Consider the following 15300-nt stretch of genomic DNA (forward strand, 5'->3'; position numbering starts at 1 on the left):
GCATTGTTCAGGTGCAGTACGTCGCCCTACAGTGGCCCCATCCATTCACCACCTTTCACCATGCATGTATGTGTTCTCGGCGCAGGCATCGTCGGCCTGGCCACTGCGTATGAGCTTCACCAGCGCGGCATGCAGGTCACCGTCATCGACCAGGGCATGCCCGGCGCCGGGGCCAGCGGCGGCAACGGCGCGCAACTGAGCTACAGCTATGTACAGCCCTTGGCGGATGCCAGCATCTGGCGCCAGCTGCCCAAACTGCTGCTCTCGCCGCATTCGCCGCTCAAACTGCGGCTGCAGTGGGACACACACCAGTGGCGCTGGGGCGTTGAATTTTTGCGGGCATGCAACCAGCAAACGTCCGAGCGCAGCACCGCCCAACTGCTGGCCCTGGCCGCGCTGAGCCGCCACCATTTTGAAGCCATGCTGCAGGCCGAACAGATGGACTGCGACTTTTCCGCCACGGGCAAGCTGGTGCTGTACGACACGCCTCAGGGCCTGCAGGCTGCACGCCGCCAGATGGAGCTGCAGCGCGCCTGGGGCAGCGTCCAGGAGGTCGTTTCAGCCCAGCGCTGCGCAGAGATCGAGCCCGCGCTGCAACACTACCAGCAACACATTGCGGGCGCCATCTACACCCCCAGCGAGTGCGCTGCCGACTGCCTCAAGGTGTGCACCGCCCTGCAAGCCCTGCTGGCTGCGCGCGGCGTGCGCTTTGTGCTGGGGGCGCAGGTGCACGGCTTTGTGCGCGACGGCCGGCGTGTGGTGGCCGCGCGCACCAGCGCAGGCGACGTGCAAAGCAACCAGTTCGTGCTGGCCCTGGGCAGCCACAGCGACCCCATCGCACGCACGCTGGGGTTTCGCCTTCCGGTGTACCCACTCAAGGGCTACAGCATCACACTCGACACCGACCATGCGCCGGGCGCTGCACCGCGCGTTAACGTCACCGATGCCGCGCGCAAGGTGGTCTTTGCCCGCATCGGCCATCGCCTGCGCGTGGCGGGCATGGCCGAGCTGGTGGGGCACGACACCCGCATTCCGCCCGCACGCATCCAGAGCCTGCGCGACGCGGCCGAGTCGCTGTTCCCGACCTGCACCGCTGGCAGCGCACTACACCCGTGGAGCGGCATGCGCCCGGCCACGCCCACAGGCGTGCCGCTGGTGGGCCGCCATGTCGCGTCGCCAGAGAACCTGCTGATCAACACCGGCCACGGAGCACTCGGTTTTACCCTGGCGTTTGGCACAGCGGCCCAGGTGGCGGAACTGTTGGCGCCCCACTGCGCCTGAGCGCCCTACTGCACCAGCCCCAGCGTTTCCACCACGGCCTGGCGCATGCACTGCGTCATCGCGCTGGCCAGCAGCGAACTGGGCCGATTGACCGTTCGCAAGGACTTGATCGGCACATCGATCTGCGGCTGCAGCGTCAGCACATCCACTTTGGCGCGGTCGGCCGACGCGGCCGTGCATGCATCCACGATCGCCACCGCAAGCCCATGGTGCGCCAACGCCAGCGCGGCGTGGTAAGTCTGCACGGTGAAGGCAGTGGACAGGCCCACGCCCGCCTCGCGGCACGCATGGCTGACCAGCGTGCCCAGCGGGTCACGCACATCAAGCCGCACCACGGGCAAATCGGCCAGATCGGCCAGATGCACGGCCCCGGCTTGCACCAACTGCGGCGCCAACATGCCCTTGGGGGCCACGCACACCATCTGGCCATCGGCGAGATGCTCTTGCGTGAGTGAGGGGTGCGCCACAGCGCTGAAGACAAAGCCCACATCAGCCTCTTGCAGCACCAAGGCGGAAATGATCTGCGGCGAATGCAGGGCGTCGATGGTGACCATCACATCCGGGTGTTTCTGGCGAAAGAACCGCAGCGCACGGGGCAGTACTTCGTAGCTCAGCGCGAGCACGCTCAGCACATGCAACTCGCCCTCGCGCCGGTCGCTCTTGAGGCTGTTGGCAAGGCGCTGCACGTCGTCCAGTTGTGTGAACAGGCGCTCGATGTGCGGGTACAGCGTCTGCGCTTCGGTGGTGGGCACGAGCTTGCCCTTGAGCCGGTGGAACAGCGGAAATCCCAACTGCAATTCCGCATGCGCCAGGATGCGGCTGACGGCTGGCTGGGTGACGTTGATGAGGCGGGCTGCGGCACTGACACTGCCCGTCAGCATGACCGCGTTGAAAACTTCGATGTGACGCAAACGCATCCCGTCACGATGCAAGGAACGCGCCATGAAAGCAATCCCGGTTTGCCAGGGTGTACGCCAACCATTTGCGCCCACCACCCCTCTGCAACCTGGACAACTCACCTTGCACGCCCACGCATCGCGAGCGCATCGCCAACCCAATCGACGGGATGACTTCCCACCACCATACCGGATGAGAAATTGCGAAATTTCAGTCTTGACAGAAATTTCAGAATCCCCGAGACTGCGCTCCATGCAGCTCACACCCATCGCCCAGCAATTCGTCGTCCACTGGGGCGAGATGGGAAGCGCCTGGGGCGTCAACCGCACGGTGGCGCAAATCCATGCCCTGCTTTTTTTTCATGGCCGCCCGCTCAACGCCGAAGAGATTGCGGACACGCTGGTAGTGGCACGGTCCAATGTGAGCAACAGCCTCAAGGAGCTGCTCAACTGGCAGCTGATTCGCGTGACCCATGTGCTGGGCGACCGGCGTGACTACTACGAAACGAGTAGCGACGTGTGGGAGCTTTTCCGCACCGTGGTGCGGGAGCGCAAGACGCGCGAATTCGACCCCACCACCCGCATGCTGCGTGATCTGGTGCGCAAGCCCGACTTTGCCCAGGAGAGCCCCGACGCGCAGGACCGGGTGCGCGAGACCCTGCATCTGATGGAGTCGCTGGGCACCTGGGCCGACGAGATGCTGCGCCTGTCGCCCAACACGCTGGAGAAGGTGCTGCGCATGGGCGCTTCCGTGCAGAAGTTCGTGCGTGGCGGTGATGCGCCCGCAGCCCCCGCTGATGCCACCCGCGCAGCCACTACCCCCTTTGATCGGTAAATTTTTTTTGGCACGAAATTTCTTTTTTGACAGAAATTTCAGAAATGGATGAGACTGTGCCCGGAACCACCTATCCCGTCACGCTGTTCTACGACAGCGCCTGCCCCCTGTGCGACACCGAGATGCACAACCTCATGCTGCGCAACCAGTCCGGGCAGCTTCGGTTTGAGGACGTGCAGGCCCCCGGATTTGCGTGCCCCGACGGCGTCACCCGCGAGGCGCTGCTGACCCGCATGCATGCCCGCACAGCGGACGGCCAATGGCTGAGCGGCGTACCGGCCTTCGAGATGGCGTACGCCGCCGTGGGCCTGGGCTGGGTGATGGCGCCAGCCCGCATCCCCCTGCTGCGCGCCGCGATGGACGCGCTGTACCCTGTGGTTGCGCGCAACCGCTACCGTGCGCCGGCGTGGTTGGTGCGGATGTTCTTTGGCAAGGCTTTGCGCCGCGCTGCACAGCGGGCCGCAGCCCGGCAGTGCACAGACCAGTGCACGCTTTAAACCGACGAGCCACAACATGACGCGTTCCATAACTCACTCCACCGGCGCCCTGCCCCCACACACCGCCCGCCTGCTGCGCACCAGTCTGGTGGCCGTGTGGCTGGGCACTGCGGTGGTCAGCGCCATCACGCACCGCACACAAGGCGAGGCCCTGCTGCGCCAGGCGGGGCTGACGGATGACGGGTGGATTCAAGCCCTCATCTGGGGCGGCGCAGCGGCCGACCTGCTGGTGGGCCTGGCACTGTGGCGCTGGCCGGGTCGGCACAGCGCATGGGCCGCCCTCGGCCTGATGGGGGTGATGACCCTCACGGCCACCGTGCTGCTGCCCCACCTGTGGCTGGACCCGCTCGGGTCCCTGCTCAAGAACCTGCCCATCGCCGCCATCCTGGTGGTGCTGGCCCGTGCCGAGAAATCTGCGCCATGAACACCTACCTCGTCCTCAAGACCATACACATCATCTCCAGCGTGCTGCTGGTGGGCACGGGCCTGGGCTCGGCGTTCTACCTGTTCTTTGCCAACCGGAGCGGCAGCTTGGCTGCGCAGGCCGTGGTGGGACGCCTGGTCGTGCGGGCGGACTGGTGGTTTACCACCCCAGCCGTGCTGGTTCAGCCCTTGAGCGGCATTGCAATGGCCCACATGGCGGGCTGGCCGCTCACCACGCCGTGGCTGGCGCTGTCGATGGCCTTGTACATGCTGGCCGGAGCCTGCTGGCTGCCGGTGGTGGCCATCCAGATCCGCATGGCCCGCATGGCCCGGGCCGCACATGCCGCAGGTACGCCGCTGCCGTCCGAATACGCGCGCCTGCAGCGCTGGTGGGAAGGCCTGGGCTACCCCGCATTCATCGCCATGGCCGTGGTCTTTGCGCTGATGGTGAACAAGCCGGCCCTGTGGGGTGGTTGAGACGCCATACATCGCCACCTGCCAGAACGGTCCTGAAAAACACATCCAACACAACCCATCGAGGGAGCAACCATGCCAGACGACCCTACCCGGCCTCCGCCCCAGCCAACCCCACCCTGGGACGCGGCCGAAGACCCGTCACGCCTGCCCTTTCGCAAGTGGACGCCTCTCGTCAGCGGCATGCTGTTTGGCCTGCTGCTGCGCCTGGCGTTCAGCGGTGCGGCCGGCAGCCGCTGGTCGGCCATGGTGGGCGCTTTCATCTGGCTCGCGCCCCTGGCCACCGGCGCCATCACCGTTTATCTGGCGGAACGGCAGCAGCGGCGCAGCTGGTCCTACTACGCCTGGGCGCCCGCACTGGCCTCGGCGCTCGTCGTGATCGGCTCCTTGCTGGTGCTGATCGAAGGGCTGATCTGCGCCATCGTCATCGTGCCGCTGTTCACCTTCATGGGCATGGCGGGCGGGCTGTGCATGGGGCTGGTGTGCCGCCTCACCCGCTGGCCCCGCCACGCGGCCTATGGCTTCGCCGCGCTGCCGCTGGCTGCTGCACTGGTGCTGCCCCATGGGGCGCCCGCGCAGCTCGGGCAGGTCGAGCGCAGCCTGTGGATCAACGCCCCCGCCTCGGCGGTGTGGCAGGGCATCAACGACATCCGCAACATCCAGCCGCACGAGGTGGCAGCGTCCTGGACCCACCGCATCGGCGTGCCTCCACCCGTGGAGGCCGTCACGGTGCAGGAGGGCGATCAGCGCGTGCGAAAAAGCCGCTGGGCCAAGGGCGTGCACTTTGACGAAATCATCCAGGACTGGGAACCCAACCGCCATGTGCGCTGGACCTACCGCTTCACCCCGGACTCCGTCCCGCCGGGCGCGCTGGACGACCACGTGGCCATTGGCGGGGCCTACTTCGACCTGAACGACACCGCCTACACCCTGACCCCCGAGGCCGGCGGCACGCGGCTGCACCTTCGCATCAGCTACCGCCTGTCCACCGACTTCAACACCTATGCCAACTGGTGGGCCCAGGCGCTTCTGGACAGCTTTGCGCAGACGCTGCTGCAGCTCTACAAGGCGCGGCTGGAGGGGCAGGTGTGAGGAGTGACAGCCATGCGAGTCCACTGGATCCGAGAAATCAGCGATGCGTGAGGGTCTGGCAAAGCCGCAATCTAGGCGCAGAGCGCAGCCGCGTTGCACACCCGGCGCACCGCCGATTTCTCGGATTCAGTGGACTAGAGCGCCATCGACGGCCGCGCCGCCATCGCCGCCCGCCAGCGCAGCAGGTGCGCGTGCTGCTCCCCAGGCTTGTGCCTGACCACGCGCGCAAAATCCACCGCCACGACGGCGGTGATATCGGCCACGCTAAACCGGTCGGCGGCGATGAACTCCCGGCCCGCAAGCCGGTCGTTGAGCAGATGGAAGAACTGCCCGACGCGCACCAGTCCGCGCTCGGCCAGGGCGGGAATCTGCGGGTAGTCCACCGCACCCGGCAGGGCCCGGTTGGCCATGGCAGGGGCGCTGTTGCGCAGCGCCTCTGCGATGGCGAGCAGGCCTTCAAACTCCACACGCCAGTTCCAGCTGGCGATCTCGGCCTTCTCGGCCGGTGTTTCGCCCAGCAGCGGCGGCTGCGGCCAGCGCGCTTCCGCGTAGGCCGTGATGGCCGCGTTGTCGGTCAGCAGCAGGCCGTCTTCCAGGCGTAGCGCGGGCACCGTGCACTGAGGGTTGATCTGGCGGTAGGCCTCGCCCAGCTGTTCGCCGCTCTTCAGGTCCACCTGCACGGTCTCGTGGGCAACGCCCTTTTCAGCCAGAAGGATGCGCGCCCGGCGCGGGCTGGGCGCGGTGGCGCAGTCGTAAAGGGTGACCATGCTTGTTGCCCCGTGTGCAAAGGTTACCGGGCGGACGATGACGCCGACACCGCGGCCTCGATCTTGTCCTGCGTCTTCGTATCGAAGTCGCTGGCGTCGTGCCGCTCGCGCAGTTGGTTGGCCAAGTCCCCATTCACGCGGTTGACCTTGCGCCCGCGCTGCACCGCCGGGCGTTTGGCCACCTGGTCGGCCCAGCGCACCACGTGCGTGTATTCATGCACCTGCAGGAATTCGCCGGCGTTGTAGGCCTGGCCCTTCACCAACAGGCCATACCAGGGCCAGATGGCGATGTCGGCCACCGTGTACTCGCGGCCGGCCACAAACTCGTTGTCCGCCAGGCGCTGGTTGAGCACATCCAGCTGGCGCTTGACCTCCATCGCATACCGGTTGATCGGATATTCGTACTTCTCGGGCGCATAGGCATAAAAGTGTCCAAACCCGCCGCCCAGAAACGGCGCGCTGCCCATCTGCCAGAACAGCCACGACAGGCATTCGGCCCGCGCGGCGCCCTCCTTGGGCAAAAAGGCACTGCCAAACTTTTCGGCCAGGTACATCAGAATGGCGCCGGACTCGAACACACGCACCGGCTGGGCGGGGTCGGTACGGTCCAGCAGCGCGGGGATTTTGGAGTTGGGGTTCACTGCCACGAACCCGCTGCCAAACTGCTCGCCCTCGTTGATGCGGATCAGCCAAGCGTCGTACTCCGCACCGGCGTGGCCCAGGGCCAGCAGCTCTTCCAGCATCACGGTCACCTTTACGCCATTGGGCGTGCCCAGCGAATACAGCTGCAGCGGGTGGCGACCCACGGGCAGTTCCTTGTCGTGCGTGGCGCCCGCGATGGGGCGGTTGATGCTGGCAAACTGGCCGCCGTTTTCCTTGTTCCATTGCCAGATGGCGGGCGGGGTGTAGGAGGTGGTGTCGGGCATGCGGGGCTCCGGGCGATAGGGATGGGATGGGGTGCGCGGCCGGGCGGCCGCTGTGCGCTGGAGTTTATAGACGCATCCGGACGGCTGCAGACCCGCTGCACATGCCCCCAAGGCGCGACACGGCCCAGATGCCCGAGGGCATGCAATGCGTGCACGCCTATCGCTGCACCCTGAACAATCTCTCCACCAAAGGATGCAAGACCTTCTTGCGGGCCCCGATCGCAAAAAACTGCTCGGCAACGCCGTCACACGGCCCCACGCGCCGCACGCCGTAGCGGTCCTTGAGGTCGCCATGCACCAGGCCAGCCATCGGGAACACGCCCATGCCCGCCGCACCAAAGGTCTTGAGCAGGGCACTGTCCTCGAACTCGCCCACCAGGTGGGGCTTGATACCCCTGCGCTCAAACCACTGGTCGAGCCGGGTGCGCACGGCAGCGTGCGTGGTGGGCAATAGCACGGGCACGCTTGCCAGAGACTGCGGGAAGCCCCGCCGGGCTGCCGCGTACAGCGCCGCCGGCGCATACCAGGCCAATGCAGAGCTGCCGAGGGACTGGCTGTAGAGCTTGAGGTTGGGGTTGGGCGGAGCAGCGCGGTCTGCCAACACCACATCAATGCGATGCAGCGCCAGGTCGCCCAGCAGGTCCTCAAACTCATCGACCAGGCACAGCAAGCGCAAGTTCGGCTCCTGCATGACCGGCTGCATCAGTTGCTTGACGGCCAGCTTGGGCAGTTGGTCTGAGATACCGACCACCAGGCGCACGGCCGGCGAGCCCACGGCATCACGCAGTGCCGCAGGCAGCTGTTCGCCCAGCTGGAAGATTTGCTCGGCCTGGCGCAGGGCGGCAAACCCGGCGTCCGTCAACGCCACCCCGCGCCCCGCGGGCTTGAGCAGGGCATAGCCCAATGTGCGCTCCAGTTCGCGCACCTGTGTGCTCACGGTCTGCACGGCCATGCCCAGCCTTTCGGCAGCGCGCGCCATGCCGCCTTCCTTCGCAACGACCCAGAAGTAGTAAAGATGGCGGTAGCTGAAGTCCGGACCCATAGCCAGGTTCTCAGGTTATCGGCTCAGGTACTTGGGTTTGTCAGATTTTTCAGAACTTTCGCTTCTTCATTATCTGCTTCCACAAAGCCGCCGCAACCCTATCGTGGAGCCTCATTCGGGGCCTGGGGCATCCGCCAACCTGCCAGCTCCGCCATCCACGCGAAGGAGACAGCCATGTTGAGAGTTCTTGTTCCGTCCGACGGCTCCACCAACTCACAGCACGGCATCCGCCACGTGATCCGCGAATACGCGAAAAACGGGGCCATGGAGGTCCATCTGCTCAACGTGCAGGCGCCCTTTTCCAAACACATCTGCGATTTCTCCAGCAAGAGCGCCCGTGCGGAGTTCCATGAGGAGCAGGCCGCGCTCGCGCTCGCGCCCGTGCGGCAGGTGCTTGACGAAGCCGGTGTGCCCTACACCGTCCACGTCGAAGTGGGCGACAAGGCCGACTGCATCGTGGCCACGGCGCGCCGGCTGCAGTGCGACTGCATCGTGATGAGCACAGGGCGCAAGAGCTCACTCGTCCGCATGGTTGAGCAATCCGTCACCAACCAGGTGATCGAGCGGACCACCGTGCCGGTCGAGGTGATTGCCGGAGAGCCCGCGTCCAAGTTGGAGCGGTTTGGCATTCCCGCGGGCGTGGGCGCGGGCATTCTCGTGCTGTGGATGGCCGCCAGCTGACGCGATGCCGCTGCGCCGGCCGCACGCGCGGGAGATAGCCCCTGACTGTGGATGCTGGCGCAGGGCCACGCGGCAACGAGCCATCAATAATGATAGCTATCAGCGCTTGATAGATAAGCGCTAGAGGCCAAAAAGACCAAAAACTCGAGGCCGCCCGCGGCCCCACCGCAGTTCAGTGCGCCTTGTCCCAGTTCGGCCCCACGCCCACCTCCGCCAGCAGCGGCACCTTCAGCGCCGCGACTTCGGCCATCAAGCGGGGGACATGGCTCTTGACCCAGTCCACCTCGCCCTCGGGCAGCTCGAACACCAGTTCATCGTGCACCTGCAGCACCATCTTGATGTCGGGCTTGTGCGCGTCAAGTTCCTTCTGCACGGCCACCATGGCCATCTTGATGAGGTCGGCGGCCGTGCCCTGCATGGGCGCGTTGATGGCTGCACGCTCAGCCCCAGCCCGGCGGGGGCCGTTGGGCGAGTTGATTTCCGGCAGGTACAGGCGCCGGCCAAACACGGTCTCGACATAGCCCATCGACTTGGCCGCAGCCTTTGTGTCGTCCATGTACTGCTTCACGCCGGGGTAGCGCTGGAAATAGCGGTCGATGTAGGCGGCTGCGGCCTTTGTTTCTATCCCTAAATTCTTGGCCAAGCCGAAGCTGCTCATGCCGTAAATGAGGCCGAAGTTGATGACCTTGGCGTACCGGCGCTGTTCGCTCGTCACCTGGTCCACCTCCACGCCAAACACCTCGGCTGCAGTGGCGCGGTGCACGTCCAGGCCGGCGTGGAATGCGTGCAGCAGGGAGTGGTCGCCGCTCAGGTGGGCCATGATGCGCAGTTCGATCTGCGAATAGTCAGCGCTCGCAATCACGCGGCCAGGTGGCGCGATGAAGGCCTCGCGCACGCGGCGGCCTTCGGGGGTGCGGATGGGGATGTTCTGCAGGTTGGGGTCGTTGCTGGACAAGCGGCCTGTGACGGCCACGGCCTGCGCATAGTGCGTGTGCACACGGCCTGTGCGCGGCAGGGCCAGTTGCGCGAGCTTGTCGGTGTAGGTGCCCTTGAGCTTGCTGAGAGACCTGTGCTCCAGCAGTTTGGCGGGCAGCGGGTAGTCCTCGGCCAGCTTCTCCAGCACTTCTTCGTCGGTGCTGCGCGCGCCGGTGGCGGTCTTCTTCACAACGGGCATGCCCAGCTTGTCGAAGAAGATTTCGCCCAGCTGCTTGGGGCTGCTCAGGTTGAAGGGCTGGCCTGCAATCTCGTAGGCCTCGGTTTCGAGCTGCAGGATGCGCTGGCCCAGTTCGTGGCTTTGGGCGGCCAGCGTGGGCGCGTCGATGAGCACGCCGTTGCGTTCGATGCGATACAGCGCCTCGCTGCTTTGCATCTCCAGGTCGTAGATGAAGCGCAGTTTCTCGTTGGCCTCCAGCAGCGGCCACAGGGCCTGGTGCACGTCCAGGGTCTGGTCGGAGTCTTCGCAGGAGTAGGCGGCGGCCTTGTCCACCGGCACCTGGGCAAACGGGATCTGGTGCGCGCCCTTGCCGCAAAGGTCTTCATAACTGATGCCCTTGCGGCCAGTGTGGCGCTCGGCCAGGCTGGCCAGGTTGTGGGGCTTGTGCACTTCCAGCACATAGCTTTGCAGCATGGTGTCGTGCGCGTAGCCCTGCACGTCGATGCCGTGGTTGGCAAACACGTGCTTGTCGTATTTGATGTGCTGGCCCAGCTTGTGGTGCTTGGGGTCCTCCAGCCAGGGCTTGAGGCGGGCAAGCACGTCATCGAGCGGCAGCTGCGCGGGCGCGTCCGGGCCCACATGGGCCAGCGGGATGTACGCCGCCTCGCCGGGCTGCACGCTAAAAGATATGCCCACGATCTGTGCACGCACTTCGTCCAGCGAGTCCGTCTCCGTGTCCAGCGCCACCAGGGGAGCCTTGAGCAGGCGTTCCAGCCATTGGTCGAAGTCGGCCCAGTTGAGGATCGTGTCGTACACCACCGAGCGCTGCTGCGCGGCCTCGGCCACAGTGCTGGCGGAGTGGTCGGCAAACAGATCGCCGCTTTCGCCGGGCATGGCCACGGTGGGGGCCGCAGCAGGGGCCGCTGCGCCCTTGATGGCGGCGGCCAGGCCCTTGAAGCCGTACTTTTCGTAAAACGGCAGCAGGCCAGCGTTGTCGGGCGCGTCCAGCGTGATGTCGTCAAACGCGGGCAGGCCGGGGATGTAGTCGGCCATCGCGCAGTCGGTCTTCATGGTGACGAGCTGGCGGCTCAGCGCGAGTTGGCCGCTGGCAATCGCCTCACGCAGGTTGTTGCCCGCCACGCCCTTGATGGCGTCGGCGTTGGCAATCAGGTTGTCGAGCGAGCCATACTCTTCCAGCCACTTGGCGGCGGTCTTGGGCCCCACCTTGGCTACGCCGGGCACGTTGTCCACAGCGTCGCCCACCAGCGCCTGGTAGTCCACCATCAGCGTGGGTGGCACGCCGAACTCGGCCGTCACGCCCGCCATGTCGCGGCGCTTGCCGCTCATGGTGTCGATGATGGTGATGTGCTCGTTGACCAACTGGCTCAAGTCTTTGTCGCCGCTGGACACAATGACTTCCATGCCCTGTGCCGCGGCCATGTGGGCCAGGGTGGCGATCACGTCGTCGGCCTCCACGCCGGGCACAGCCACCACCTTCCAGCCCAGCAGGTCCACCACCTCGTGGATGGGCTCGATCTGGCTGCGCAGGTCGTCGGGCATGGGCGAGCGTGTGGCCTTGTATTCGGTGTACAGGGCGTCGCGGAAGGTGGGGCCCGATGCATCAAAGATGCAGGCAGCGTAGTCGGCCTGCACCTCCTTGCGCAGCGCCTGCATCATGTTGATCATGCCTCGGATGGCGCCCGTGGCTGCGCTCGTCATGTCGCCCGGCACGGCCCGCAGGTCGGGCATGGCGTGGAAGGCGCGGTAGAGGTAGCTGGAGCCGTCCACCAGCACCAGGGTCTTTTTGTTGCTCATGCGGGCGATTGTGCACGGCCCTGCCGCCCGGGGGCAGCGCTCTACAATCGCCCGATGCGCGCCGCTCACCTCCCCCTCCACCTTGTCTTGCTGCTGGGCCTGGCCAGCAGCACCGCCCTGGCACAGACTTCAGGTCAAAACAACCCGCAGGCCGCTCCCATCCAGCGCGAGCCGCTACAAGATCCGGAGCAACTTACCGGCCGCAGCAACCAGCGCACCGAGCGCATCCAGATCGAAGACGCCGGCAGCCGTGTGGACGAGCTGCGCGTGGGCGGCCAGACGCAGAGCATTTCGGTGCAGCCCAAGGCGGGCAACATGCCCAGCTATGAAGTGCAGTCGCCCGACGGCGCGCGCAGCCGCGCGGGCAGCCACAACGGTGCCGAGACCAACACGGCGCCCCGCGTCTGGAACGTGCTGAAGTTCTGACCGCCCTAGGGCCTGTCCGCCTTCTGCGCTTTCCGCACCTGCCCTCGCCCCCCCGTGGCGCGCCCCGCGCCTTTGTTCTTTTTTCTCTTTCCCCTTCTCCCGACCCATGGCCGTTTTCACCGAAGTCTCCACGAACGAGGCGCAAGACCTGCTGCGCCGTTTGCAACTGGGTGAGCTGGTAGCGCTGCGCGGCATCGAGGGCGGGATCGAGAACACCAACTACTTTCTCACCAGCGACCAGGGCGAGTTCGTGCTCACGCTGTTCGAGCGCCTCACGGCCGAGCAGCTGCCGTTCTACCTGTACCTGATGAAGCACCTGGCGCACGGCGGCATCCCCGTGCCCGACCCGCGTGCCGACAAGGCTGGCGACATCCTGCACACGGTGTGCGGCAAGCCCGCTGCCGTGGTGAACAAGCTGCGCGGCAAGAGCCAGCTGGCGCCAGAGGCCGTGCATTGCGCGGCTGTGGGCAGCATGCTGGCGCGCATGCATCTGGCGGGCCGGGGCTTTGACCGCCACCAGCCCAACCTGCGCGGCCTGCCCTGGTGGAACGAAACCGTGCCCGTGGTGCTGCCGCACATCGACGCGGCGCAAAGCGCGCTGCTGCGGTCCGAACTGGCCTACCAGAACCATGTGGCCGCCAGCGCGACGTATGCCGCCCTGCCGCGTGGCCCGGTGCATGCCGACCTGTTCCGCGACAACGTGATGTTTGACGGCGAAGCGCTGACCGGCTTCTTCGACTTCTACTTTGCCGGCGTGGACACTTGGCTGTTTGACCTGGCCGTGTGCCTGAACGACTGGTGCATTGACCTGCCCACCGGCACACACCATGCCGAGCGCGCTACCGCCATGCTGGACGCCTACCAGGCCGTGCGCCCGCTGACAGGGCCCGAGCGCGAGCTGCTGCCCGCCATGCTGCGCGCGGGCGCGCTGCGGTTCTGGATCTCGCGGCTGTGGGACTTCTACCTGCCGCGCGAGGCCTCCATGCTCAAGCCCCACGACCCCACGCACTTTGAACGCGTGCTGCGCGAGCGAGTGGCGCACCCGGTGCACGCCTGACTCCATCCGCATCGCGCCAAGGGCCCTGGGGCACGGCGCATGTGCCGCAGCCCCTGCGCCGTGGCTGGAATGGGCCGCTGGGGTAAATTCCTGCCATCGTGCATTCCGGCCTGTCGCGCGCGGACCCACCTCTCCTGCTCACCACTCTTCCATGAAACTCCACATCGTCCCCGCCCGCACCGGCATGTCCTGGGTCAAGCTCGGCATCCGGGCGTTCTGGCGCCAGCCCATGGCGCTGGCGGCGCTGTTCTTCATGACCATGGCGTCTATGTCGGTGGCCACCCTGGTGCCGCTGGTCGGTCCGGCCATTGCGCTGGCGCTGTTGCCGTCGGCCACGCTGGCCATGATGGTGGCGGCCGCCGAGGCCACGCAAGGCCGCTTCCCCACGCCTGCGGTGCTGCTGGTGGCGTTTCGCACCGGGCGGCAGCGGCTGCGCGATATGCTGGTGCTGGGCGCGCTGTACGCGGTGGGCTTTTTGGGGGTGATGGGCTTGTCGGCCCTGATTGACGGCGGGCAGTTTGCGCAGGTGTACCTGGGCGGCGCCAAACTGACGCCCGAGGTGGCGCAGGACGCCTCTTTCCAAAGCGCCATGTGGCTGTCAATGATCCTGTACCTGCCGCTGTCGCTGCTGTTCTGGCATGCGCCCGGCCTGGTGCACTGGCATGGCGTGCCGCCGGTCAAGGCGCTGTTTTTCAGCATCGTGGCGTGCGTGCGCAACTTTGGCGCGTTCTTCGTCTACGGGCTGGGCTGGCTGGGTGTGTTTCTGCTGGGCGGCATGGCCATTGCCACGGTGTCGGCGCTGCTCACCGTGGCGGGGCTGGCGGGCTCGGCCGCAGGCGGCATCATGGTGGGCGCGGCCATGATGATGGCGGCCATGTTCTTCACCTCCGTGGTGTTCACCTTCCGCGACTGTTTTGAGCCTCCAAACTCGCCCACACCCCCCTCCGCAGAGGTGCCCCATGACGCAACCGCTACCGACCCCGCAGACCCACCAGCTCCTGGGCCGCACTGAGCGCGAGATCTTGTGGTTTCAGCGGCGCAGCATGCTGCAGGCCGCTGCAGCCTGGACCGCCACTGGGGGCTGGGCCGCAGCCTTTGCCCAGCAGCGCAGCAACATCGTGGAGCTGCGCGGCGACGTGCTGCGCAACGGCGAAACGCTGGCCCCCGGCAGTGCGTTGAGCATTGCACCGGGCGACCGCGTGGAGACCGGCCCTGGCTCCACCGTGGTGTTTGCGGTGGGTGACAGCGCCTTCATGGTGCGGCAGAACTCGCGCGTGGCGCTGGAAGGCGACACCCCCACCGCCGTCAAGGTGCTGCGGCTGCTGACGGGTGCCGTGGCCAGCGTGTGGGGCAAGGGCACGGACCGCCAGGTCGTGCTGCCGACGGCCACCGCCGGCATCCGGGGCACGGGCGTGTATGCCGAGGTATTTGCGGACCAGGCCCACCGGGGCTACTTCTGCAACTGCTATGGCACGGTGGACATCGCCGCAGGCGGCGACCGGGTGCTGAGCCAGTCCGACTACCACCAGGCCTTCTGGGCAGAACCCGCGCCGCGCGACGGCCGGCTGCTGACGCCGGCCGGCGCCATCAACCACACCGACGAGGAGCTGGAGTTTCTGGCCGCGCTGGTGCAGCAGCGCACCGCGTGGCAGATCGCGGGGCGCAAGGGCATCAAGGACGGGCGGGGACGGATGGACTATTCCGCACCCGCACCCGCACCCGCCCCGGTTCCCCGGCCGTCAGCAGACCCGGCGCAGAGCACGTACTGACGAGCCTGCGCGCTCGACGCATTGCAAAATTTCAAACATTTTTGGCCTCTAGGGAAGCTCTTCACGAATCGGTTCTGGCAGTGCCGTAGTGATGCCCGAACTAAGACAGCCCTTGCTTTCGAGAATTGATCGCCCCCAGCAGGCGCTGTGCGCGGGCAATTGCCCG

The 15300-nt window shown here is 66.4% G+C and carries 16 protein-coding genes; 11 read left to right on the forward strand and 5 right to left on the reverse strand.

Features of this window, described 5'->3' with window-relative positions; all coding sequences use genetic code 11:
- The first annotated feature begins 60 nt into the window (after window positions 1–60).
- Entirely contained in the window at window positions 61–1281 is a 1221-nt protein-coding gene (locus ACK4HJ_RS20060; protein ID WP_409834836.1) for a D-amino acid dehydrogenase, read from the forward strand.
- Between the two features lie 5 nt (window positions 1282–1286).
- Here ACK4HJ_RS20060 and ACK4HJ_RS20065 read toward each other — a convergent pair whose 3' ends face one another.
- Window positions 1287–2198: a LysR substrate-binding domain-containing protein gene (locus ACK4HJ_RS20065; RefSeq protein WP_409834837.1), complete on the reverse strand. Its 912-nt coding sequence runs from the start codon at window positions 2196–2198 to the stop codon at window positions 1287–1289.
- A 232-nt stretch (window positions 2199–2430) separates the two neighbouring features.
- On the opposite strand from ACK4HJ_RS20065, the gene ACK4HJ_RS20070 reads away from it, so the two are divergent.
- From ACK4HJ_RS20070 to ACK4HJ_RS20090, 5 genes are all read left to right on the forward strand, one after another.
- Window positions 2431–3012 carry a GbsR/MarR family transcriptional regulator gene (locus tag ACK4HJ_RS20070; protein ID WP_409834839.1) on the forward strand — a complete coding sequence of 194 codons (582 nt, stop codon included), beginning with the start codon at window positions 2431–2433 and terminating at the stop codon, window positions 3010–3012.
- A 44-nt stretch (window positions 3013–3056) separates the two neighbouring features.
- Entirely contained in the window at window positions 3057–3509 is a 453-nt protein-coding gene (locus ACK4HJ_RS20075) for a thiol-disulfide oxidoreductase DCC family protein (protein ID WP_409834841.1), read from the forward strand.
- A 16-nt stretch (window positions 3510–3525) separates the two neighbouring features.
- Window positions 3526–3933: a DoxX-like family protein gene (locus ACK4HJ_RS20080; RefSeq protein WP_409834843.1), complete on the forward strand. Its 408-nt coding sequence runs from the start codon at window positions 3526–3528 to the stop codon at window positions 3931–3933.
- Entirely contained in the window at window positions 3930–4409 is a 480-nt protein-coding gene (locus ACK4HJ_RS20085) for a DUF2269 family protein (RefSeq protein WP_409834845.1), read from the forward strand. The genes ACK4HJ_RS20080 and ACK4HJ_RS20085 overlap by 4 nt, the downstream gene beginning before the upstream one ends.
- Before the next feature lie 72 nt (window positions 4410–4481).
- Complete coding sequence (locus ACK4HJ_RS20090; RefSeq protein WP_409834847.1) at window positions 4482–5498, forward strand: SRPBCC family protein; 1017 nt, start codon at window positions 4482–4484, stop codon at window positions 5496–5498.
- Between the two features lie 134 nt (window positions 5499–5632).
- Here the strand turns inward: ACK4HJ_RS20090 and ACK4HJ_RS20095 are convergent, their stop codons facing one another.
- From ACK4HJ_RS20095 to ACK4HJ_RS20105, 3 genes are all read right to left on the reverse strand, one after another.
- Window positions 5633–6265 carry a glutathione S-transferase family protein gene (locus ACK4HJ_RS20095; protein WP_409834848.1) on the reverse strand — a complete coding sequence of 211 codons (633 nt, stop codon included), beginning with the start codon at window positions 6263–6265 and terminating at the stop codon, window positions 5633–5635.
- A 23-nt stretch (window positions 6266–6288) separates the two neighbouring features.
- On the reverse strand, window positions 6289–7191 hold the full coding sequence (gene yghU / locus ACK4HJ_RS20100; RefSeq protein WP_409834850.1) for a glutathione-dependent disulfide-bond oxidoreductase: 903 nt from the start codon (window positions 7189–7191) through the stop codon (window positions 6289–6291).
- A gap of 157 nt (window positions 7192–7348) precedes the next feature.
- A complete protein-coding gene (locus tag ACK4HJ_RS20105; RefSeq protein ID WP_409834851.1) occupies window positions 7349–8233 on the reverse strand; it encodes a LysR family transcriptional regulator in 885 nt (294 codons plus the stop codon).
- Between the two features lie 174 nt (window positions 8234–8407).
- Between ACK4HJ_RS20105 and ACK4HJ_RS20110 the strand changes: the two genes are divergently transcribed.
- Entirely contained in the window at window positions 8408–8914 is a 507-nt protein-coding gene (locus tag ACK4HJ_RS20110; RefSeq protein WP_409834853.1) for a universal stress protein, read from the forward strand.
- A 172-nt stretch (window positions 8915–9086) separates the two neighbouring features.
- Here the strand turns inward: ACK4HJ_RS20110 and polA are convergent, their stop codons facing one another.
- Window positions 9087–11882 (reverse strand): DNA polymerase I, encoded by a 2796-nt coding sequence (gene polA / locus ACK4HJ_RS20115; RefSeq protein WP_409834855.1) that lies wholly within the window; start codon window positions 11880–11882, stop codon window positions 9087–9089.
- 54 nt (window positions 11883–11936) lie between these two features.
- Here polA and ACK4HJ_RS20120 point away from each other — a divergent pair, with 54 nt between their 5' ends.
- The 4 genes from ACK4HJ_RS20120 (at window position 11937) to ACK4HJ_RS20135 (ending at window position 15134) form a co-directional block, all read left to right on the forward strand.
- Window positions 11937–12308 carry a hypothetical protein gene (locus tag ACK4HJ_RS20120; RefSeq protein ID WP_409834856.1) on the forward strand — a complete coding sequence of 124 codons (372 nt, stop codon included), beginning with the start codon at window positions 11937–11939 and terminating at the stop codon, window positions 12306–12308.
- Window positions 12309–12414: 106 nt separating this feature from the next.
- Complete coding sequence (locus ACK4HJ_RS20125; RefSeq protein WP_409834858.1) at window positions 12415–13365, forward strand: homoserine kinase; 951 nt, start codon at window positions 12415–12417, stop codon at window positions 13363–13365.
- Between the two features lie 151 nt (window positions 13366–13516).
- Complete coding sequence (locus tag ACK4HJ_RS20130) at window positions 13517–14377, forward strand: BPSS1780 family membrane protein (protein ID WP_409834860.1); 861 nt, start codon at window positions 13517–13519, stop codon at window positions 14375–14377.
- The gene (locus ACK4HJ_RS20135; RefSeq protein ID WP_409834862.1) at window positions 14325–15134 is read left to right on the forward strand and encodes an iron dicitrate transport regulator FecR; all 810 of its coding nucleotides are present in this window, start codon (window positions 14325–14327) and stop codon (window positions 15132–15134) included. Before ACK4HJ_RS20130 ends, ACK4HJ_RS20135 begins: the two co-directional genes overlap by 53 nt.
- The last annotated feature ends 166 nt before the right edge of the window (window positions 15135–15300 follow it).

This window comes from Acidovorax sp., from assembly GCF_046294525.1.
Taxonomy (GTDB): domain Bacteria; phylum Pseudomonadota; class Gammaproteobacteria; order Burkholderiales; family Burkholderiaceae_C; genus Acidovorax.

Excerpts from the sequence above, each read along its gene's own strand:
- ACK4HJ_RS20060 (WP_409834836.1), top strand. The coding sequence starts at position 61 with ATGCATGTATGTGTTCTCGGCGCAGGCATCGTCGGCCTGGCCACTGCG.
- ACK4HJ_RS20065 (WP_409834837.1), bottom strand. The coding sequence starts at position 2,198 with ATGCGTTTGCGTCACATCGAAGTTTTCAACGCGGTCATGCTGACGGGC.
- ACK4HJ_RS20070 (WP_409834839.1), top strand. The coding sequence starts at position 2,431 with ATGCAGCTCACACCCATCGCCCAGCAATTCGTCGTCCACTGGGGCGAG.
- ACK4HJ_RS20075 (WP_409834841.1), top strand. The coding sequence starts at position 3,057 with ATGGATGAGACTGTGCCCGGAACCACCTATCCCGTCACGCTGTTCTAC.
- ACK4HJ_RS20080 (WP_409834843.1), top strand. The coding sequence starts at position 3,526 with ATGACGCGTTCCATAACTCACTCCACCGGCGCCCTGCCCCCACACACC.
- ACK4HJ_RS20085 (WP_409834845.1), top strand. The coding sequence starts at position 3,930 with ATGAACACCTACCTCGTCCTCAAGACCATACACATCATCTCCAGCGTG.
- ACK4HJ_RS20090 (WP_409834847.1), top strand. The coding sequence starts at position 4,482 with ATGCCAGACGACCCTACCCGGCCTCCGCCCCAGCCAACCCCACCCTGG.
- ACK4HJ_RS20095 (WP_409834848.1), bottom strand. The coding sequence starts at position 6,265 with ATGGTCACCCTTTACGACTGCGCCACCGCGCCCAGCCCGCGCCGGGCG.
- yghU (WP_409834850.1), bottom strand. The coding sequence starts at position 7,191 with ATGCCCGACACCACCTCCTACACCCCGCCCGCCATCTGGCAATGGAAC.
- ACK4HJ_RS20105 (WP_409834851.1), bottom strand. The coding sequence starts at position 8,233 with ATGGGTCCGGACTTCAGCTACCGCCATCTTTACTACTTCTGGGTCGTT.
- ACK4HJ_RS20110 (WP_409834853.1), top strand. The coding sequence starts at position 8,408 with ATGTTGAGAGTTCTTGTTCCGTCCGACGGCTCCACCAACTCACAGCAC.
- polA (WP_409834855.1), bottom strand. The coding sequence starts at position 11,882 with ATGAGCAACAAAAAGACCCTGGTGCTGGTGGACGGCTCCAGCTACCTC.
- ACK4HJ_RS20120 (WP_409834856.1), top strand. The coding sequence starts at position 11,937 with ATGCGCGCCGCTCACCTCCCCCTCCACCTTGTCTTGCTGCTGGGCCTG.
- ACK4HJ_RS20125 (WP_409834858.1), top strand. The coding sequence starts at position 12,415 with ATGGCCGTTTTCACCGAAGTCTCCACGAACGAGGCGCAAGACCTGCTG.
- ACK4HJ_RS20130 (WP_409834860.1), top strand. The coding sequence starts at position 13,517 with ATGAAACTCCACATCGTCCCCGCCCGCACCGGCATGTCCTGGGTCAAG.
- ACK4HJ_RS20135 (WP_409834862.1), top strand. The coding sequence starts at position 14,325 with ATGACGCAACCGCTACCGACCCCGCAGACCCACCAGCTCCTGGGCCGC.